This is a genomic window from Pseudomonas sp. NPDC089530, from assembly GCF_050280705.1.
In the GTDB taxonomy this organism is placed as follows: Bacteria; Pseudomonadota; Gammaproteobacteria; order Pseudomonadales; family Pseudomonadaceae; genus Aquipseudomonas.
In genome coordinates, this window is record NZ_JBNNVU010000001.1 from 128,621 (window position 1) to 146,737 (window position 18,117).

The following is an 18,117-nucleotide window of genomic DNA, read 5'->3' on the forward strand; positions in this document are numbered from 1 at the left end:
GCGGTAAACAGGCGCTATCCGATTGTTTTTATTGAGTTATTTTTCTATTTCGCGGCGCGGGGCCGGCGCGGCGTTACAACTTTGAACAACTGGCTACAGAGGGAGCGGCGGTTGCGAGCAGGCCCTGGGCGACACTCCGACGCAACGGGCGCCGCCGTGGATCAGCAACACCGCGTCGCCCGCTTTACGGGGCTGCGCCCCGATCGCAGCCTCGCCTTGGCTCGGCAGCGGCTACAGGTGTGGTGGGCATCAACGAAAAACGCGACAGATAACTGTCGCGTTTTTCGTGGCGGCGGCCGGAACTAGACCGGCACGGTCGGGGCCAGTACCGCCTGGCGCTTGCGCTGCACCAGGTAGTAGGCGCCGTAGCAGATCGCGATAAAGCCGAAGCCCCAGTACAACGACGGCCGCTGGGTCGGGTCCATGGCCAGGAACACGAACAGCGAGCAGCACAGGCCGATGCACAGCAGCGGCAGCAGCGGGAACCAGGGCGCGCGGTACTTCAGGTCGCTGAGCTTGCCGCCATCGCGGATATAGGCGCGGCGGAACTTGTACTGCGCCAGGGCGATGACGATCCAGGTCACGGTGCCGGACATGCCGCTCACCGCCATCAGCACCATGAACAGCGTGTCGGCGGCGACGAAGCTGGTCATCAACGAGACCAGGGCGAAGCACAGGGTGATGCTCAGCGCCCGCAGCGGCACGCCGCGCTTGCTCAGCGGCGCCAGGCTCCTGGGCGCCATGCCGGTCTTGGACATGGCCCACAGGATCCGGGTCGAGGCATAGAGGCCCGAGTTACCGACCGAGAGGATCGCCGTCAGGATCACGAAGTTCATCAGGTCGGCGGCATAAGGAATGCCGACCATGTCGAACACCTGGACGAACGGGCTTTCCATCAACCCTGCCTGCTGCCAGGGCACGATGGCCGACAGCACGACAATCGCCAGCACGTAGAAGATCAGCACACGGAACACCACGTTGCGCACGGCCCGCGGAATGCTCTTCTCCGGCCGGTCGGTTTCCCCCGCCGCCACCCCCATGATCTCGCAGCCCTGGAAGGCATAGACCACGGTCATCATCACCGCGAACACCGCCGAGAGGCCGTTGGGAAACAGGGTGTCGCCGATCAGGTTGCTCATCATCGGGGCCGGGGCGCCGCTGGTCAGCGGCACCGCGCCGAAGATCACCAGCACGCCGACGATGATGAAGCCGAGGATCGCCGCCACCTTGACCCCGGAGAACCAGTATTCCGCTTCACCGAAGGCCCGGGTCGCCAGGGCGTTGAGGCCGAACAGCACCGCCACGAACAGCGCCGACCAGTACCAGATCGGCACGGCCGGGAACCAGCGCACCATCAGCATCCCGGCCGCGGTGAATTCCAGACCCACGGTGGTGGCCCAGCTCATCCAGTACACCCAGCCGATCATGAAGCCGGTGGCCGGACCGATAAACTGGGTGGCGTGGGTCTGGAAGGAGCCGGACACCGGCATCTGCACCGACAACTCGCCAAGGCAGACCATCACCAGGTACATCAGGAAACCGGCCACCAGGTACGCCAGGATCGCCCCGACCGGGCCACCCTGGTTGATGATCACGCCGGAGCCCATGAACAGGCCGGTGCCGATCACCCCGCCCAGGGACAACATGAAAATGTGCCGGCTCTTCAGGGCACGGGTCAGGTGGATGCCTTTGCGTTCGATAGATTCGCTCATGTCGGTCCCCTCAGCGGTCAGTGAAGGGGGCGACGGCCGACAGGACGTCAGGGCGCGGGGAAGGATCAGCTTTACGGCAGTTCATTATTATTATCTCCAATAAGCTTCGAAGACCGCGCGCGGCGCGGTTCGAGCGATTATTGGAAAGCCATGTAAGTTCGCGTTGAACGTAAAGATCGAAGATGTAAAAAGTCGTAAGGATTTTGTCTATCGGGCGTCGAGCAGCGCGGCCAGGGTCTGGGTGGAGCGTTGCCATTGCGCGTGCAGCCGCGGCGCCAGTTGCTGCACCGCCTGCCGGTCGTTGCCCAGCGCCGCCGTCTCCAGCGCCCGCAAGACACTGGCCAGGGCCCGCAGCCCCATCGAATCGCTGCTCCCGGCCAGACGATGGGCCAGATGGGCGATCTCCGTGCAGTCGTCGGCCTCGATGGCATCCATCAGCGCCACCCGGTGCTGGGCCAGGGCGTCGCGCAGCACCGTCAGCAGGCCCTTGAGCTTCTCCGTCCCGAGCAAGGCGCGATGGGTCTCCAGCAACCCCCGGTCGAGGATTTCGTCGTCCCGGGTTTCATCGAGCAGAGCGTTGTCATTCAGCGCTTCGGCGCCCGCTGCCGCCTCCGTCATCGGCGCCTGCCCGGCCAGGGCCTGGCGCAGGCTCTGCAGTTTCAGCGGCTTGGCCAGGATGCCCTGCATGCCGGCGTCCCGGTAGCTGCGCACCAGCGCCGGCTGAACGCTGGCGGTCAGGGCGAAGATCCGGCAGTCCCTGTTGAGCCCCGGCGTGCCCCGAATGCGTTTGCACAGTTCGACGCCGCTGATGCCGGGCAGATGCACATCCAGCAGGATCAGGTCGAAACGCCGCTGTTGGCAGAGCGCCAGGGCCTGGGTGCCCTCTTCGGCGAGCCACACCCGGTGCCCGTCGCTCTCCAGCAGGCCGCTGACCACCTCGCGGTTCAGCGCCACGTCCTCGACCACCAGGATCTCCAGCGCCTGTACCGCGGCGCTGGCGACCGCGACTTCGGCCTCGCCGGTGGCCGCCGCCAACTCCAGCTCGAACCAGAAGCGACTGCCCCGCCCCACTTCGCTCTCGACGCCGATGCGCCCGCCCAGCAACTCCACCAGATGCTTGCTGATCGCCAGGCCCAGGCCGGTACCGCCATAACGCTGCGCCACCTCTTCGCTGGCCTGGGTGAAGCGCTCGAAAATCTTCTCCTGCAGCGCCGGGGCGATGCCGATGCCGTTGTCACTGACGCTCAGGCGCAGGTGCTGGCCGCCCTGGGCCGCGGGCGACAGCACTTCGACCGCGACCTGGATCTGCCCGCCGGCGGTAAACTTGATCGCATTGGCCAGCAGGTTGCTCAGTACCTGCCGCAGGAACTGCTCGGCGCCGTGCAGGCGCTCGGCCAGCCGCGGATCGATGCGGCTGTGCAGTTCGGTGGCATTGGCCGCGGCCCGGGGCTCCAGCAGCGTCAGCACCTCGTCGAGCAGTTGCCGGACCGAGAAGTCCACCGGTTCCGGATGGCTTTCGCCCTCCTCCAGCCGGGCGAAATACAGCACCTCGTTGAGGATCGCCAGCAGGCCTTCACCGGCCTTGTACAGCGCTTCCAGGCGCTTGCCGTCGCGCTCGTCGAGGCCCGCGCCCCGCAGCAGTTCGGCCATGCCGAGGATGCCGTTGAGCGGCGTGCGCAACTCGTGGCTCATGGTGGCGAGAAAACGCGACTTGGCCAGGTTGGCCGCTTCGGCCTCGTCCTTGGCGCGCATCAGGCTGGCAGTACGCCGCTCGACCATTTTCTGCAGCTCGTCGCGCTTGTCCTGCAAGGCCAGGCGGTCGGCTTCGCGGCGGTGGATATCGCTGAGGACCGCCCGGCGCAGGTCATCCAGGGCGTGGGCCACGGTATCGATTTCGTCTTCGCCGCCGCGCGGGCTCTTGTCCAGGTGCAGCGGCTCGTGCCAGTCGCCGGCGGCGATGCGTCGGGCGAACCCGGCCATGACTTGCAGGTGGCGGGTCACCAGCCGGTAGAACAACCCCGACAGCGCCACCGCCAGGCCGCAGAGAAACACACTCATCCACAACAGGCTGGTCAGCCCGGTGGCGTACAGGCGCCGGTGCACGGCCCCCAGGTCGGTGCTGACTTCCAGTTGCCCCAGGTGCCGCGAGCCGCCGCTCGGCGGCTGGTAGTCCAGCTCGAAACGCTCGATGCGCAGCGGCCCGCTCGGCTCGGGGTTGCCCTGCACCAGGTCGAAGTCCGGGCTGCTCAGGCACACCCGGGCCACGTCGGAGAAGTCCACCAGGCCGCGCAACTGCACGTTCAATTGCTCCTGGTTCAAGTCCCACAGGCTGCGCTCCAGGCTGGCCAGGTAACCGGCGCGGATCAGCGCCATGCGCGCATCGATCTCGCGCATTTCCCGGCGGTACTCGAAGTACAGCTGCACGGTGCTGGCGAGCACGGTGAAACACAGGCTGAACAGCAGAATGAACAGCAGCAGGCGCCGCAGCAGTCCACCGGGCCGGGCGCCGATCATCGGGCGTCCGCCGGCAGCTTGATCATGTCGCGGTAGGTGGCCTCGCTTTCGTTCAGCCAGCGTTCGATCTCCCCGGCCTCGACCATGCGTTGCAGCTGCGCGTCGATATCCGCCATGCGCGCGGCCAGCGGTGAACGTCGCGAGACGGCGATACGCAGGTAGTCGACACTCAAGGCGGCGGGCAAGGCCACGATGTCCTCGGCCCCCGGCAGGTGCTCGACGAACAGCTGCCCGGTGCGTCGCTCCTGGGTGATGAAGTCGATGCGGCCGCGAATCAGCTTGCCAAAATTCTGCTGGCTGTCGGAGACCCACTCGATATTGCCGTGCCGGGCGACAAAGCGATCGAAATCCACACCGTAGCTTTCCCCGAACAGCAGCCCGCCGCGGTAACCGGCCAGGTCTTCGAGGTGCTCGAAACGCACCGGATGCCGGCGATTGACGAATACCGCGACCTCTTCGCGCAGCACCGGCACGCTGGAGAAGCGCATGCTCTGTTCGCGCTGGGCCGTGCTGTAGGCCAGGACCACGTCGACCCGCCCTTCGGCGGCGTCCAGCAGGCAGCGCTGCCAGTTACCGAGCACGACGATCTCGACCTCATAGCCCAATTGCCCGAACAGCTGCCGGACCACGTTCGGTGCCAGGCCGCGCACCTGCCGGCCATCGCTCCAGGAAATCGGCGGATACACCGGGTAGTCGCAGTAGCGGATGCGCTCGGCGGCCGTCGCGCCGGCCGCCGCCAGCAGCGCCAGCAGCGCCAGCCAGCGCCCCGTGGCCTTCACGCCGCCACGCTGGCGGTGAACAGATAACCGGCACCGTGGATGGTGATGATCAGCTGCGGCTCGGCCGGGTCGTCGTGCAACTTGCGCCGCAGGCGGCCGACCAGCACATCGATGGAACGGTCGCTGGGCACCCACTCGCGGTTGCGGATCTGGTCCATCAACTGGTCGCGACTCAGGGTGTGCCCGCTGTTGCGCAGGAACACGCTGAGCAGTTGATATTCGCCGTGGGTCAACAGGGTTTCATCCCCGGCCCGGTCGATCAGCCGCCGGCGGTCGGTGTCCAGGGTCCAGGCGGCGAACTGCTTGACCGGGCGCGAAATCGCCGGCTCGGGCTTGCCGGCCTGGGCGTGACGCACCCGGCGCACCAGGTTTTTCGCCCGGGACACCAGTTCCCGCGGATTCAGGGGTTTGATCACGTAGTCGTCGGCGCCGCATTCCAGGCCGACGATACGGTCGATCTCGTCGTTGCGCCCGGTGATCAGGATGATCCCCACTTCCGAACGCACCCGCAGCTCGCGGGTCAGGGTCAGGCCGTCCTTGCCGGGCAGACGGATGTCCAGCATCACCAGGTCGACCACGTGGGAGGCCAGGAAGGTCTCGGCCAGTTCCGCCGTCTCGGCGCAGTGCACCTCGTAACCTTCCTGGGAGAGATAGGCATGCAGCAGTTCGCGAATCAGCGGATCGTCATCGACGATCAATACCCGAGGAGTCATCGCTTGTTGTCCTGGACCTGCCCGAAGGCGCGTTTCTTATTAGAGTTTTTACCGCATCAGCGCCCAGAGGTTAGCCACTGCTGAACGATCGATCAACAGCCCTCTGTCTGCCGCCGGAAACGCTGGCGCGCCCCGGCCTGCAATCCGTCGACCCAGGCTTCGCAGATCTGTATGCCCTGGTTCGGGGTGAAGGTTTGGGGGTTGAGCCCCGACTCCAGCCAGAGGCCGTCGAGCAAGGCGCTGAGGCTGATGGCGGCGAGGTCGGTGTCGAAGTCTTGCCAGCCCTCTTGCGCAGCCAGGTCGCCGAGCAGCCGGCTCAGCTCGTTGCGGTATTCGCCATAGGAGAGTTCGTGGGCCTGGTTGATCGCCGCGGCGGTCTTCATCGCGCCCCAGAACGCCAGCCAGGCCTCGAGCAATTGCGGATCGAGCAACTCGACCGAGAACGAGGCGCGAAAGAACGCCGACAAGCGCTCCCGGGCATTCGGCGCGGCCTGGGCCATGGCCTCGCGCAACAGGTTCATGACCCGCCCGGTCACCGCCAGGTAGGCCTCGGCCACCAGTTCGTCCTTGCCCGAATAATGGTGGCTGATCAAGCCGACCGAGACTCCGGCCTCGGCGCAGATCCGGCGGATCGAGGCGCCCTGGAAACCGTGGCGCTTGAGGCAGCTCAGGGTGGCCTCGATCAGATTGGCCTTGCGCAGTTCCGGCTCCATGCGGGAAAAACGGGCTTCCTGGCTCATCGGGACAGTCTCCTCGGGGCAATCAATGGGGGGCGACAATGGAGGGCGGCGCTGAACGACTGTACAGCAAGAACGCCCGGCGCCTCCAGGGATCGCCACGATCGACCAGGGGTGGGCGCAGGCCGACGCTACGGCAGCGCCAAGTAAAAAAACAAGTTGATTTTTTACTATGGGTAAATTTTTATAGGGCAAAACAATAACGCCACGCCTTTTGGCCGCGGCCCGCCGGAGTACCCGCATGACGACCTCAAGCCCTGCCTTCGCCCATCTTTTCGAACCCTTGCAGATTCGTGGCAAGCGCCTGAAGAACCGCATCATGTCCAGCGGCCACGACACCTCGATCCCCACCGACAATCGGGTCAACGACCGGCTGATCGCCTATCACCGGGCCCGGGCCGAAGGCGGCGCCGGCCTGATCGTGCTGCAGGTGGCCGGGGTCCACGACAGTGCGCGCTACACCTCCCATGTGCTGATGGCCACCGACGACGCCTGCATCGACGGCTATCGCCGACTCACCCAGGCCTGTCATGCCCACGGCACCCTGGTGCTGTCGCAGATCTTTCACCCGGGGCGGGAAATCATGGAGTCCGGCGACGGCCTGCTGGCGGTCGCCTATGCCCCTTCGGCGGTGCCCAACGAACGCTTCCGGGTCATGCCCCGGGCCCTGGACCAGGGCATGATCGACGAGATAGTCGGCGGTTACGCGGCCGCGGCGCGGCGCCTGCACCAGGCCGGGCTGGATGGCGTGGAGGTGGTCGCCAGCCATGGTTACCTGCCGGCGCAATTCATCAACCCGCGGGTCAACCGGCGCAGCGACGGCTACAACGGCGATCTGCAGCAGCGCCTGCGTTTTCTGCGGGAGGTCATCGCCGCGGTCCGGGCCAGCACCGACGACCAGTTCATCATCGGGCTGCGCATCAGCGCCGATGAGCGCGATCCCGAAGGCCTGACCGAAGACGAATCCCTGGCGGCCGTGCAGTCCCTGCAAGGGCAGCTCGACTACGTGCACATCGTCGCGGGTACCTCGGCCTCCCTCGGCGGTGCCGTGCACATCGTGCCGCCGATGGCCATCGAGGCGGCCTACCTGGCCAGGGAGGCCGGGACGTTCAAGGCCAGCCTCAAGATTCCGCTGTTCGTCACCGGGCGCATCAACCAGCCCCAGGAAGCCGAACTGATCCTCGCCCGCGGCCAGGCCGATGTGTGCGGCATGACCCGGGCGCTGATCTGCGACCCGCAGATGCCGAACAAGACCCACGCCGGGCGCGCCGAAGACGTGCGCGCCTGCATCGCCTGCAACCAGGCGTGCATCGGGCATTTCCACAAGGGCCTGCCGATCTCCTGCATCCAGCATCCGGAAACCGGGCGCGAGCTGCAGTTCGGCCGCCTGCAACCGACCCTCAAGCCGCGCCGCGTGATGGTCGCCGGCGGCGGCCCGGCCGGGATGAAAGCCGCGGCGGTGGCCGCCCAGCGTGGGCACGAGGTGACCCTGTACGAGGCCAGTGCGCAGTTGGGTGGCCAGGTGCTGCTGGCGCAACTGCTGCCGCGCCGCAGCGAATTCGGCGGCGCCAGCACCAACCTGCAGCGGGAGATGCAACTGGCCGGCGTGCGCGTGGTGCGCAACACCCGCGTCGACCGCGCCCTGGTGGAGCGCGAGCGGCCCGACGTGGTGATAGTCGCCACCGGAGCCGAACCCTATTGGCCGGCCTTCGAACGCGGGGGTGAATTGCAGGTGGTGGACGCCTGGCAGGTGCTGCGCGACGAGGTGCGACTCGGGCGTTCGGTGGTGGTGGTCGACTGGCGCTGCGACTGGATCGGCCCCGGCATCGCCGAGCGCCTGACCCGCGCCGGGCATCAGGTGCAACTGGCGGTCAACGGCACGCACTGCGGGGAAAACCTGCCGCTGTATGTGCGCGATCAACTGGCGGGCGAGCTGCACAAGCTGGGCATCGCCATCACGCCCTATGCCCGGCTCTACGGCTGCGACGACAACACCGTCTACCTGCAACACACCGCCAGCGGCGAGCCGATGCTGATGGAAAACGTCGACACCCTAGTGCTCTGCCAGGGTCATCAGCCAGTGGACAGCCTGGCCAGCGAGCTGCAAGGCCTGGTGGAAATCCGGCGCATCGGCGACTGCCTGGCGCCGCGCACCGTCGAAGAAGCGATTTATGAAGGCTTGCAGGTCGCCTGGCAGCTTTGAGCCTGTTTATACTCCGGGGCCTTCGGACAGGCGCAGCGAGGCGCCCGTCCCTTCCCGGTTCGGAGCCCGCCATGAGCGACAGCAGCACCCCGCCGCCTGCCGGCAGCGCGCCCACACCTGCCAGCGGCGCGGCAGCGCCACACTTTCTCGGTACGCGGATCCGTGGCCTGCGCAAGCGCCGGGGCATGACCCTGGCCGCCCTGGCCCAGTCCAGCGAACTGACCGCCGGTTACATCAGCCAGCTGGAACGCAACCTGGCCTACCCGTCCATACCGGCGCTGTTCAATATCGCCCGCAGCCTGGGGGTGACCATCCAGTGGTTCTTCGCCAGCGAGGCCAGCCCCGCGCCCGAGGACAGTGGTTATGTGGTGCGCCGCAACAGCCGCCTGAGCGTGCATTATGAAGACGGTATCGTCGATCAGTTGCTGACCCCGCAACCCAACCGCCAGCTGGAAATCCTCCACTCGCGCTTTCCGCCCGGCACCTATAGCCAGCAAAGCTACAGCCACGAGGGCGAGGAAGCCGGCTACCTGCTGTCCGGCAGTTTCGAGCTGTGGGTCGGCGAGCGCCATTTCCAGCTCAACGAGGGCGACAGCTTCAGCTTCTCCAGCCAGGAGCCCCATCGTTATGGCAACCCCGGCGAGGTCGATGCGGTGGTGATCTGGGTGATCACGCCGCCGACGTTCTGAGGATGTCGCCCCGACGCCCAGGCGCCCTGCAACGGCTGGAATTACGCCCCATTGAGCCAGAATCGCGACACCTGCATTGAGCGAAAAACCAGGTTGATATAGAACACTCGGGCGGTGTTTTTCTTCCGCAGGTCAATCCTCGTTATAAGGACTCAGCAGTGAAAACAACAATAAACAAAGCCCTTGCCACCCCGCTCCTCCTTTCGTGCCTGATGCTTCAGGGAACCCCCGCCCAGGCTGGGCAGGACGCCAGTCCTGCGTCCAATCTCCTGACCTCCGCCGTCGCCTGGAAACAGACCGCCGCCGAGTTCGAAGCGCTTTACTACCAGGGTTTCAACGTTGCGCGAATGCAGCTGGACCGGGCCCTGCAAGCGCGCAAGGACGGCGACCGGCCATTGGCGATCATCAGCGATGTCGATGACACCGTGCTCGGCAGCAACAGCTACTGGGGCTACATGGTCAACGCCGACAAAGAGTTTTTCGACGACAGCGCCTGGGACAAATGGGTGGCCGACAACGGCCCGGTGGCCACGCCGGGCGCCGTGGAGTTCCTGAACTACGCCCAGTCCAAGGGGGTCGAGGTGTTTTACGTCACCAGCCGCGACCAGGGCGAAAAGACCTTCGAGTACGCCCTGGCGAACCTGCGCAAGAACCAGCTGCCGTTCGCCGACGAGAAGCACCTGACGGTGTATCGCGACAGCTCCAACAAGGAGCCGCGCCAGACCGAGATCGCCAAGGACTATGAGGTGGTGGTGATGCTCGGCGACAACCTCAACGACTTCAAACGCAAGTACTACGTGGCGGACGTCAAGCAGCGCAGCGCCCTGATGACCGAAGACAAGCAGCAGTTCGGCCGTAAATTCATCCTGTTCCCCAACCCTACCGACGGGCACTGGCTCAAGGCGATCTTCGGCGACTCCGAGCCGCCGGCCACCGCGCAAAACCGGGCCAAGTTCAAGGCGGCGGCGGGCTCCACCGCCTGGCAGCCGAAGCCGTAACGGGGGCGCCAGCCCCCTCCGACCCCGCCGCTCAGCCCTGGGCGGCGAACCCCGGGTGGAAACTGACCTCGCCCTGCGGCCAGTCGCCGGTGAACGACTGCGCCTGGAAGTACTCCGCCGGCACGTCCGGCAGCGTCAGCCCGGCGCGCACCAGGAAGCCGAAACGGCCGTAGTAGTCCGGCTCGCCCAGCACCACGCAACCCGCCGCGCCCTGGGCCTTGAGCTGGACCAGCAGTTGGCGGATCAGCAACGAGCCGATGCCCTGCCCCTGATACGCCGGCAGCACCGAAACCGGCGCCAGGCCGAACCAGCCGCGGTCGCCCTGGCTCAAGGTCACGGGCGATACGGACCCATGGCCGATCACCACGCCATCGCGCTCGGCGACCAGCGACAGGCTGAGCGCGCCCGCCTCGCGCAGGGCGTTGACGATGTAGTGCTCGGTGTGGCTCGAATGGGCCGCGGTGAGGAAGGCTTCGCGGGTTACGGCTTCGATGGCGCCGATGTCGGATGGTTGTTCACTTCTGATCTGGATGCTCATTTTGCCTCGTTGAGTCATGCGAGTATCCGGCAGCCGCTGCGCTCAGGCATCTGCCGATGCCTGCTGCCGCAGGCGCTGCCGGGTGTCCTCGTCCACCAGCTCGCGCAGGCTTTGGAACAAAGGGCTGGCGCTGGTGTGGCGGCGACCGTAGCCGAGGTTGAAACCATAGTCAAAATCTTCCGGGTTCCGGCCCTGGTTGTGTTGCAGCAGGGTTTCCAGCTTGTCCAGCGCCTTGACCGCGCGGGCCTCCGGCGTGGCGCCGGCCTCGTACTCCTCCCACAGACCGAGCAGGCTGTCGCGCAGCGCCGGCTCCAGGGAGCGGGTCAACTGCAGCAGGTCCGCGCGCTCCTGCTCGCTCTTGTGCGGATGGGCCGCCTGGCTCACCGCCGGGATATCGCCGTGGATCGCTTCGCCCAGGTCGTGGATCACGCAGAGCTTGAGCAGCTTCAGCAAGTCCAGGCCGGCCAGCTCCTGCTCGAAAGTCAGCACCATGAGGCACAAGCGCCAGCTGTGTTCGGCGGTGCTTTCCTGGCGGCCACTGGAGGTGTGGGCGCTGCGCAGCACGTCCTTGAGTTGTTCCGCTTCGCGCAGGAACGCCAGCTTGCCTTTGAGGGTTTCGTCAGTCATCAGGTCATTTCCCGTTGCTCGCCCGCCGATGCGACAGCGCTGGCGGCGGCCTTCAGGGCGACAAGGTTAGGCAGCGCATGGCCCTGGGTCCACGGATAAAATATCCGCGCCCTGCCCCGGGCGCCTTCAGAGGGTTTCCACCAGGCGCGCCGCCGTGCCGTCGGACAGGGTCAGGCGGGTCCAGCGGCAGAGGCTCTGGTGGATCGGCACCAGGGCGCAATCGTTGGCCCCGGTGGCGAACTCCAGGGACGGCGGCGCCAGCACGCTGCGCCAGCCCAGATCGTCCAGCGCCGCCTCCTGGCGGGCGATCTCTGGCGTGACAAAGCCCCACAACGACGTTCCCATCAACTCGTCGAGCGGCACCGAGAACTGCGCCGCCCGTGCCGGCGAGCACGCCAGCAGGCGATGGCTCAGGTCGCACACCAGGTGCACCGGCCGCGGGCTGTCGCCGACCAGCCGCGCCAGGGCTTGATCGGCCCCCGGTTGCAGACGCGCCGCCAGCAACTGCTCGAGTCGCGCCCGTTCGCTGGGTTCCATGGCCTGCACCCCGCTTTCCCAACGGGAAATGGTCGACTGGGCCACGTTGAACAACTGCGCCGCATGCTGCTGCTTGACCCGGTGCAGCAGGCGCCAGCGCCGGAGCGCGACGCCCAGATGCGGTGACTGAAAGAAGGGAGCGGCCATGCAGACCCTCGGCGGCAAGCGATAGGAGCGACCAGTCTGGCAGCTGTCCGGGGCCATCGGCAAACCCTGGCGACAGGCGCAAGGCGCCACAGCTGTCGGCATCCGGTCATTTTTATCGGCTTTAATGGAGTCCCGATGACCGCCCTCACTCAAAGGAAGAGAACCATGCGACTCGCGTCCTACAACGTGGAAAACCTGTTCAACCGGGCCAAGGCCATGAACCTGGAAGGCTGGGCCGACGGCAAGCCGGCGCTGGAGACGTTCGCCAAGCTCAATCAGTTGCTGGGCGAGCCGGTCTACAGCCCCGCGGACAAGGCACAGATGGTCAGCCTGCTGACCGAGCTGGGCCTGGCCAAGTCGGACACCGGCCCCTTCGTGATCCTGCGCCAGAACAAGGGCAGCCTGGTCAAGCGGCCCAAGGCCGGCGGCCTGGAGATCGTCGCCGACGGGCGCACCGGCTGGGTCGGCTCGCTGGACCTGATCCAGGCCCCGGTGGACCTGGAAGCCATGCGCAACACCGCGCGGGTGATGATCGACCTGAAGGCCGACGTGTTGGCGGTGGTCGAGGCGGAGAGCCGCCCGGCCCTGCGGGATTTCAACCGGGAAATCATCGGCGGCCTGGGCGGACCGCAGTTCCAGCATGTGATGCTGATCGATGGCAACGATACCCGGGGCATCGATGTCGGCCTGATGACCGCCGCGGGCTACCCCATCGGCCCGATGCGCAGCCATGTCGACGACCCCGCGGCCAATGGCGAACCGATCTTTTCCCGGGATTGCCCGCAGTTCCAGATCCCCTTGCCCAGCGGCAAGCGACTGATCGTGCTGGTCAACCACCTCAAGAGCAAAGGCTACGGCGACCTCAAGGCCTCGGCGCAAAGACGCCTGGACCAGGCCAAGCGGGTCAAGGCGATCTATCAGGAACTGGTGGCCCTGGGCGAGACCTATATCGCGGTGGTCGGCGACCTCAACGACACCCCGGACAGCGCCCCGCTGGCGCCGCTGCTGCAGGAGACCGACCTCAAGGACGCCTTTGTCCACCCGGCCTTCGACGACGGCGGTTTCCCCGGCACCTTCGGGTCCTGCAAGGCGGACAACAAGATCGACTACCTGCTGTTGTCGCCCGCACTGTTCGCCACCGTCAGCGCCGGCGGCGTGTGGCGCAAGGGCATGTGGCCGGGCAGCAAGCCGAAACGCTGGGACGTCTACCCGCAACTGGACAAGCCGGAAAACGCCGGCTCGGACCACGCGGCGGTGTGGGTCGACCTGGACCTGTGACGGCACGGGCCCCGCCTGCCAGCGGGGCCCGGGGTTATCAGCCCTTGACCGCGGCGGTGGCGGCCTCGTCGATCAAGGCCGCGACCTCCACCGCCCGGGACGCCAGCGAGGCATGGGAGCTGGCCAGGGTCAGGATCTTGCGCGGATTGAGCCGTTCGGCCATCAGTTGCTGGTTGCGCGGATGGATCATGTGGTCGTCGCTGGAGATCTGGTACCAGGACGGTTTGTTCTTCCAGGCCGGCGCGCTGATGGTATCGCCGAAGGTGCTGGCCAGCGGCGCCTTCTGGGTCACCGCCATGACCAGCGCTTCGTCGGCGCTCAGATCCTGGCAGAAGCTCTCGTGGAAGGCCTGCGGTTTGAGCCACAGGTAGCCATCGCTGTCCGGCTCGAGGTTGGCCGCGGCCGCGGGCAGGTGCTGCTGGGTGATGGCGCCCGGGCTTTCCCCGGCATCCGGGGCGAAGGCGGCGATGTACACCAGCCCCACCACATTGGGCTGGTCGCCCGCTTCGGTAATCACCGCACCGCCGTAGGAGTGCCCCACCAGCAACACCGGGCCCTCGACCTGGGCAATCATCTTGCGGGTGCGCTCGGCGTCGTCGGCCAGGGACGTCAGCGGCATTTCCACGGCGCGGATGGCGCTGTAGCCCTTGCGCGCCAGCTCGACTATCACCTTGCTCCAATGGGCCGCATCGCCCCAGAAACCATGCACCAACACAATCGTAGGTTGAACACTCATACCTTGAATCCTCTGCGTGGATAAAGACCGCTCGCCGCGGGCCCGGGCTGGGGCGAGTCGCGACCGGGCAGGAGACGCCCGGCCCCGTGCTGGCTTATGCTCGGGCGCGCTCATTATCGAAGGGACGGCAGTGACCGACCATGACCGAGAATCCGAAGACTGTGCCGAAACGCCGGGGCGCTCCGCTCCCCACATCGGCCTCCCCCGCCGACCTCAGGCACCCGGCCGCCGATGTGTTTTTCGAAGTGTTCAGCATTGCCCGGATGCGCGGCGAACTGCTGGGCGAGACGTACCTGCAACCGGGCCAGGTGTTGCAGCGGTCGGCGGGCGCTGCCTGCTTCCATGTGATCCAGGACGCCGGCTGCCGGCTCAGGCTTGACGGTGACGGCGCAACGACGCCTCTGGCCCCCGGCGACATCCTGTTCGTGCCCCACGGCCAGGGCCATCGGCTGGAAAGCGCCGCTGCGGACACCCTGCCACGGATCACCAGCGGGCTGTTTCACTTCGAGGGCGGCTGTGGCCAGGCGTTGCTCCAAGGGTTGCCCGGGCTGCTGCATGTCAGCTGCCAGGGTGCCGACCAGAGCGACCCGATCGGCTCCCGGGAATGGCTGGCGCTGACCGTGGCGGCGATGCAGAAAGAGGTGCGCAACCCGTCGATCGGCAGCGCCATCATGCTCTCGCGGATCATCGACCTGATGTTTATCTGGGCCGTGCGCCACTGGCTGGCCCACGCCCCGCAAGGCATCGGCGGCTGGATCGCCGCCCTGCGCGATCCGCTGATCGGCCAGGCCCTGGCGCTGCTGCATGCCGAGCCGGGGGCGCCCTGGAGCGTCGAGCGCCTGGCCGGCCTGGTCAACCAGTCGCGCTCCAGCCTGACCCAACGCTTCGCCCGCCTGGTGGGCCAATCGCCGATGCGCTACCTGACCCACTGGCGCATGCAACTGGCCGGGCAGCGCCTGCAAACCTCCCGCCTGCGGGTATCACAGATCGCCGAGCAGCTGGGTTATGAGTCAGAGGCGGCCTTCAGCCGCGCCTTTCGTCGCGCGTTCGGGGTCGCCCCCAGCGAATACCGCACTTTGGCTTGAGCGGCCGGCAAGCCGCTCCTGGCCTCAGCCTTTGAGCGCCGCGAACAGTTCCGCCGAGGCGTTGTACAGCGGCACCATCCCCTTGAGCAGGATCTGCGCGCTGCGCCGGTAGGCCGCCGCCGCGATCTGGATCGAGCCACCCGCCTCCCGTGCGGTGATCAGGGTGTCCAGCAGCCCCGCCGGGTTTTCGATCGACACCGGGTATTCCGCCATCGTGGCGCTCAGGACCTTGGGCGTCTTGAGCAGTTCATGGGCCACGGTGCCCTGTGCCAGGCAGGCGGCGGCCAGGCAGCAGCCGCCAGAGACAGCCAGCGAGGGATGGGCGTTTTGCGGGGTGAAGTAACGAGTATTGATATCGCCCGCGCCCTGGGCCGGGCTGACGATGCAGATCTTCGGCACGGTTTCGCTGCGCTGCAGTTCCTCGGCGCTCAGCAAGGCGCCGCTGCGGTTGCGCAATTGCATGCGCAGGCCGCCCGCCACCATCAGGCTCAGCAAGCGCGCCTTGAACCCGGCATCGGCATCCAGTTGCGCCGGGGTTTCCAGGCCGGTCTTGCCCAGGTCCGCGGCCTGGACGATGACCATCGGCACCGCCACATCGAGGCAGGTGGCGCGCACGCCGTCGAGCAGGTCGACCCGTTGCCCGGTGGGAAACAGCTGGCCGGTCTTGGTCCCCACCGGATCGCTGAGGAACAGGTCGACCCCGGGGAACACGCCATTGACCCCGGGAATGCGCGTATCGCTCGACAGGCGACCGTCCTTGAACGCCACCCGCGCGAGCATGCTGGTCTGGGTATTGCTGTTGAAGATTTCGATCTGCGCGCTGTCCTGGTCCGGGCTCAGCCAGCCGCGCTCCAGGGCGTACAGAGGCAAGGCCGCGGACATGTTGCCGCAGTTGACGCTCCAGTCGATCGCGCTCTTGCCCGCCGCCAGCTGCGCCAGGGTGCTGACCATGCGCGACTCGCCGGGCCGCCGCTCGGCGATGAACACCTTGTTGCTGGTGGGCCCGCCACGGCCCAGCCCGGTAATCTGGTTATTGCCCGGTAGCTCGCCGCTCAGGGGAACGCCCATCAGATGGCGCAACAACTCCTCCACCAGCGCCGGGTCCTCGGGCAGGGTTTCGCGGGCCAGGATCAGACCGGTGGAAGTACCGCCGCGGGCATGCCAGACGGGGAACTCGACGATGCCGGCACGGATGTGGGGTGGGTCCAGGGCAAAAGGCATGATCGGCTCGCAGTGATGAGGACAGGTCGCGATCATAAACCGCCACCGGTCCGAGCGCAGCTTCGCGCGGTCGGCCACAGCCTGCGGCGACCCGGCAGAGGATCGAACTTGAACTAGTATGGATTGCGTAAGGCCCCTGCCATTGCACTGCCAGATGGCACCGTCCGGCCGAAACGCTATATGAGCTGTTGCAGACGAGCTGAAGGCTTCCGGGAGGCGAATCATGCTCGATTACATTGCACTGGGCATTCTGGTCTTCGCAGGGATCGTCCTGTTCTACGGGATCATCGTCCTGCACGACATTCCCTACGAAATTGCCGTCCATCGCAAGCATCCCCACCAGGACGCCATTCACGCGGCAGGCTGGGTCAGCCTGTTCACGCTCCATGCGCTGTGGCCGTTCCTGTGGATCTGGGCCATGTTGTACCGCGAGGATCGCGGTTGGGGCTTCGCCACCGGCAAGGCGCAGATTCATGACAACAAAGAGCTGACGCAAGAGCTGGCCGAGCTGCGCCAGCGCGTCGAGCTTCTGGAAGGACAAGTGCGGCCCGGGTTCCGTCCGGAAGGGAGGGCGTGAGAGATGGACCTGTTATTGATCCTGACCTACACCGCCATCTGCGTCGCCATCTTCAAGATCTTCCGCATCCCGCTGAACAAGTGGACGGTGCCCACCGCCGTGCTGGGCGGCGTGGTGTTGATCGGCGCGCTGATTTTCCTGATGAACTACAACCACCCCTATTCGGAAGTGGCGCGTTCCTACTTCGTCTCGGTGCCGGTGATCCCGGTGGTCACCGGCAAGGTGGTCGAGGTGCCGGTGCAAGGCAACAAGATGCTGGAGCCCGGCGATGTGCTGTTTCGCATCGACCCCGAGCCCTTCGAGAACCGCCTCAAGTCCCTCAAGGCCCAGCAGGTCGCCGCGCAGGGCGACCTGTACCGGATCAATGAGTTGATCAAGCGCAACTTCGGCACCCGCCGTGAGCAGGAAGCCGCGATTGCCCTGGTGGACAACCTCCAGGCGCAGATCGACAACGCCCAGTTCGAGCTGGACAACACCGTGGTCCGCGCCCCGAGCAAAGGTTTCGTCACCCATGTGTCGCTGCGCCCGGGGATGATGGCGAGCAAGCTGCCGCTGCGCCCGTCGATGGTGTTCATTCCAGAGGAAGGCCAGTATTTCGCCGCCTGGATGCGCCAGAACAGCCTGTTGCGCCTGGTCCCGGGGGACGAGGCGGAAGTGGCGTTCGACGGCATCCCCGGCAAGGTGTTCAAGGGCCGGGTGAAGAATGTCATCTCGGTGATCGGCGAAGGCCAGGTGCAGCCTTCCGGTACCCTGATCAGCTATAGCGGGTCGCCGCCGCCAGGGCGGGTGCCGGTGGTCATCGAGATCACCGACCCGGACTACCTGCCCTATGCCGCCCTGATGCCCGGCGGCGCCTATGGCCAGGCGGCGCTCTACAGCCAGCACTTCCACCACGTGGCGATCATGCGCAAGATCCTGCTGCGCATGGCGGCCTGGATGAACTACATCTTCCCGTTCCATTGATCGGCCGGGATCAGGCCGGATGCTCGGTATGTTGCAAGCCCGGCTTGATTGCACTATCGGTCG

17 protein-coding genes are annotated in these 18,117 nt (G+C 66.4%); 7 read left to right on the forward strand and 10 right to left on the reverse strand.

What is annotated here, in order from left to right:
• Nucleotides 1–302: 302 nt before the first annotated feature.
• The 5 genes from ACQKQA_RS00625 to ACQKQA_RS00645 form a co-directional block, all read right to left on the reverse strand.
• Nucleotides 303–1,712, reverse strand: a complete 1,410-nt coding sequence (locus tag ACQKQA_RS00625) for an amino acid permease (protein WP_427552399.1) — start codon at nucleotides 1,710–1,712, stop codon at nucleotides 303–305.
• A gap of 207 nt (nucleotides 1,713–1,919) precedes the next feature.
• Nucleotides 1,920–4,226 carry an ATP-binding protein gene (locus tag ACQKQA_RS00630; RefSeq protein ID WP_427552400.1) on the reverse strand — a complete coding sequence of 769 codons (2,307 nt, stop codon included), beginning with the start codon at nucleotides 4,224–4,226 and terminating at the stop codon, nucleotides 1,920–1,922.
• Entirely contained in the window at nucleotides 4,223–5,005 is a 783-nt protein-coding gene (locus ACQKQA_RS00635) for a substrate-binding periplasmic protein (RefSeq protein ID WP_427552401.1), read from the reverse strand. The genes ACQKQA_RS00630 and ACQKQA_RS00635 overlap by 4 nt, the downstream gene beginning before the upstream one ends.
• Nucleotides 5,002–5,718 carry a response regulator gene (locus ACQKQA_RS00640; protein ID WP_427552402.1) on the reverse strand — a complete coding sequence of 239 codons (717 nt, stop codon included), beginning with the start codon at nucleotides 5,716–5,718 and terminating at the stop codon, nucleotides 5,002–5,004. The genes ACQKQA_RS00635 and ACQKQA_RS00640 overlap by 4 nt, the downstream gene beginning before the upstream one ends.
• 92 nt (nucleotides 5,719–5,810) lie before the next feature.
• On the reverse strand, nucleotides 5,811–6,458 hold the full coding sequence (locus ACQKQA_RS00645) for a TetR family transcriptional regulator C-terminal domain-containing protein (RefSeq protein WP_427552403.1): 648 nt from the start codon (nucleotides 6,456–6,458) through the stop codon (nucleotides 5,811–5,813).
• 238 nt (nucleotides 6,459–6,696) lie between these two features.
• Between ACQKQA_RS00645 and ACQKQA_RS00650 the strand changes: the two genes are divergently transcribed.
• The 3 genes from ACQKQA_RS00650 to ACQKQA_RS00660 all read left to right on the forward strand — a co-directional run bounded on the left by ACQKQA_RS00650 (nucleotide 6,697) and on the right by ACQKQA_RS00660 (nucleotide 10,345).
• Nucleotides 6,697–8,658, forward strand: a complete 1,962-nt coding sequence (locus ACQKQA_RS00650; RefSeq protein ID WP_427552404.1) for an FAD-dependent oxidoreductase — start codon at nucleotides 6,697–6,699, stop codon at nucleotides 8,656–8,658.
• A 71-nt stretch (nucleotides 8,659–8,729) separates the two neighbouring features.
• On the forward strand, nucleotides 8,730–9,347 hold the full coding sequence (locus ACQKQA_RS00655) for a cupin domain-containing protein (protein WP_427552405.1): 618 nt from the start codon (nucleotides 8,730–8,732) through the stop codon (nucleotides 9,345–9,347).
• Between the two features lie 158 nt (nucleotides 9,348–9,505).
• The gene (locus tag ACQKQA_RS00660) at nucleotides 9,506–10,345 is read left to right on the forward strand and encodes a 5'-nucleotidase, lipoprotein e(P4) family (RefSeq protein ID WP_427552406.1); all 840 of its coding nucleotides are present in this window, start codon (nucleotides 9,506–9,508) and stop codon (nucleotides 10,343–10,345) included.
• Between the two features lie 31 nt (nucleotides 10,346–10,376).
• Here ACQKQA_RS00660 and ACQKQA_RS00665 read toward each other — a convergent pair whose 3' ends face one another.
• The 3 genes from ACQKQA_RS00665 to ACQKQA_RS00675 form a co-directional block, all read right to left on the reverse strand.
• A complete protein-coding gene (locus tag ACQKQA_RS00665; protein ID WP_427552407.1) occupies nucleotides 10,377–10,883 on the reverse strand; it encodes a GNAT family N-acetyltransferase in 507 nt (168 codons plus the stop codon).
• 42 nt (nucleotides 10,884–10,925) lie between these two features.
• Nucleotides 10,926–11,510: an HD domain-containing protein gene (locus ACQKQA_RS00670; protein WP_427552408.1), complete on the reverse strand. Its 585-nt coding sequence runs from the start codon at nucleotides 11,508–11,510 to the stop codon at nucleotides 10,926–10,928.
• A 126-nt stretch (nucleotides 11,511–11,636) separates the two neighbouring features.
• On the reverse strand, nucleotides 11,637–12,194 hold the full coding sequence (locus ACQKQA_RS00675; RefSeq protein WP_427552410.1) for a transcriptional regulator: 558 nt from the start codon (nucleotides 12,192–12,194) through the stop codon (nucleotides 11,637–11,639).
• 165 nt (nucleotides 12,195–12,359) lie between these two features.
• On the opposite strand from ACQKQA_RS00675, the gene ACQKQA_RS00680 reads away from it, so the two are divergent.
• Nucleotides 12,360–13,472: an endonuclease/exonuclease/phosphatase family protein gene (locus ACQKQA_RS00680; RefSeq protein WP_427552411.1), complete on the forward strand. Its 1,113-nt coding sequence runs from the start codon at nucleotides 12,360–12,362 to the stop codon at nucleotides 13,470–13,472.
• 37 nt (nucleotides 13,473–13,509) lie between these two features.
• Here the strand turns inward: ACQKQA_RS00680 and ACQKQA_RS00685 are convergent, their stop codons facing one another.
• Entirely contained in the window at nucleotides 13,510–14,208 is a 699-nt protein-coding gene (locus tag ACQKQA_RS00685; protein WP_427552412.1) for an alpha/beta hydrolase, read from the reverse strand.
• Nucleotides 14,209–14,348: 140 nt separating this feature from the next.
• On the opposite strand from ACQKQA_RS00685, the gene ACQKQA_RS00690 reads away from it, so the two are divergent.
• The gene (locus tag ACQKQA_RS00690; protein WP_427552414.1) at nucleotides 14,349–15,293 is read left to right on the forward strand and encodes an AraC family transcriptional regulator; all 945 of its coding nucleotides are present in this window, start codon (nucleotides 14,349–14,351) and stop codon (nucleotides 15,291–15,293) included.
• 24 nt (nucleotides 15,294–15,317) lie between these two features.
• Here ACQKQA_RS00690 and ACQKQA_RS00695 read toward each other — a convergent pair whose 3' ends face one another.
• Nucleotides 15,318–16,514: a PrpF domain-containing protein gene (locus tag ACQKQA_RS00695; RefSeq protein WP_427552548.1), complete on the reverse strand. Its 1,197-nt coding sequence runs from the start codon at nucleotides 16,512–16,514 to the stop codon at nucleotides 15,318–15,320.
• 223 nt (nucleotides 16,515–16,737) lie between these two features.
• On the opposite strand from ACQKQA_RS00695, the gene ACQKQA_RS00700 reads away from it, so the two are divergent.
• On the forward strand, nucleotides 16,738–17,091 hold the full coding sequence (locus ACQKQA_RS00700) for a DUF3302 domain-containing protein (protein ID WP_427552415.1): 354 nt from the start codon (nucleotides 16,738–16,740) through the stop codon (nucleotides 17,089–17,091).
• A 3-nt stretch (nucleotides 17,092–17,094) separates the two neighbouring features.
• Nucleotides 17,095–18,054, forward strand: a complete 960-nt coding sequence (locus ACQKQA_RS00705; RefSeq protein ID WP_427552416.1) for an HlyD family secretion protein — start codon at nucleotides 17,095–17,097, stop codon at nucleotides 18,052–18,054.
• The last annotated feature ends 63 nt before the right edge of the window (nucleotides 18,055–18,117 follow it).

What these genes read in the sequence shown, in the direction of transcription:
- ACQKQA_RS00625 (WP_427552399.1), bottom strand. Translation starts at nt 1,712, where the DNA reads ATGAGCGAATCTATCGAACGCAAAGGCATCCACCTGACCCGTGCCCTG.
- ACQKQA_RS00630 (WP_427552400.1), bottom strand. Translation starts at nt 4,226, where the DNA reads ATGATCGGCGCCCGGCCCGGTGGACTGCTGCGGCGCCTGCTGCTGTTC.
- ACQKQA_RS00640 (WP_427552402.1), bottom strand. Translation starts at nt 5,718, where the DNA reads ATGACTCCTCGGGTATTGATCGTCGATGACGATCCGCTGATTCGCGAA.
- ACQKQA_RS00645 (WP_427552403.1), bottom strand. Translation starts at nt 6,458, where the DNA reads ATGAGCCAGGAAGCCCGTTTTTCCCGCATGGAGCCGGAACTGCGCAAG.
- ACQKQA_RS00650 (WP_427552404.1), top strand. Translation starts at nt 6,697, where the DNA reads ATGACGACCTCAAGCCCTGCCTTCGCCCATCTTTTCGAACCCTTGCAG.
- ACQKQA_RS00655 (WP_427552405.1), top strand. Translation starts at nt 8,730, where the DNA reads ATGAGCGACAGCAGCACCCCGCCGCCTGCCGGCAGCGCGCCCACACCT.
- ACQKQA_RS00665 (WP_427552407.1), bottom strand. Translation starts at nt 10,883, where the DNA reads ATGAGCATCCAGATCAGAAGTGAACAACCATCCGACATCGGCGCCATC.
- ACQKQA_RS00670 (WP_427552408.1), bottom strand. Translation starts at nt 11,510, where the DNA reads ATGACTGACGAAACCCTCAAAGGCAAGCTGGCGTTCCTGCGCGAAGCG.
- ACQKQA_RS00675 (WP_427552410.1), bottom strand. Translation starts at nt 12,194, where the DNA reads ATGGCCGCTCCCTTCTTTCAGTCACCGCATCTGGGCGTCGCGCTCCGG.
- ACQKQA_RS00680 (WP_427552411.1), top strand. Translation starts at nt 12,360, where the DNA reads ATGCGACTCGCGTCCTACAACGTGGAAAACCTGTTCAACCGGGCCAAG.
- ACQKQA_RS00685 (WP_427552412.1), bottom strand. Translation starts at nt 14,208, where the DNA reads ATGAGTGTTCAACCTACGATTGTGTTGGTGCATGGTTTCTGGGGCGAT.
- ACQKQA_RS00690 (WP_427552414.1), top strand. Translation starts at nt 14,349, where the DNA reads ATGACCGAGAATCCGAAGACTGTGCCGAAACGCCGGGGCGCTCCGCTC.
- ACQKQA_RS00695 (WP_427552548.1), bottom strand. Translation starts at nt 16,514, where the DNA reads ATGCCTTTTGCCCTGGACCCACCCCACATCCGTGCCGGCATCGTCGAG.
- ACQKQA_RS00700 (WP_427552415.1), top strand. Translation starts at nt 16,738, where the DNA reads ATGCTCGATTACATTGCACTGGGCATTCTGGTCTTCGCAGGGATCGTC.
- ACQKQA_RS00705 (WP_427552416.1), top strand. Translation starts at nt 17,095, where the DNA reads ATGGACCTGTTATTGATCCTGACCTACACCGCCATCTGCGTCGCCATC.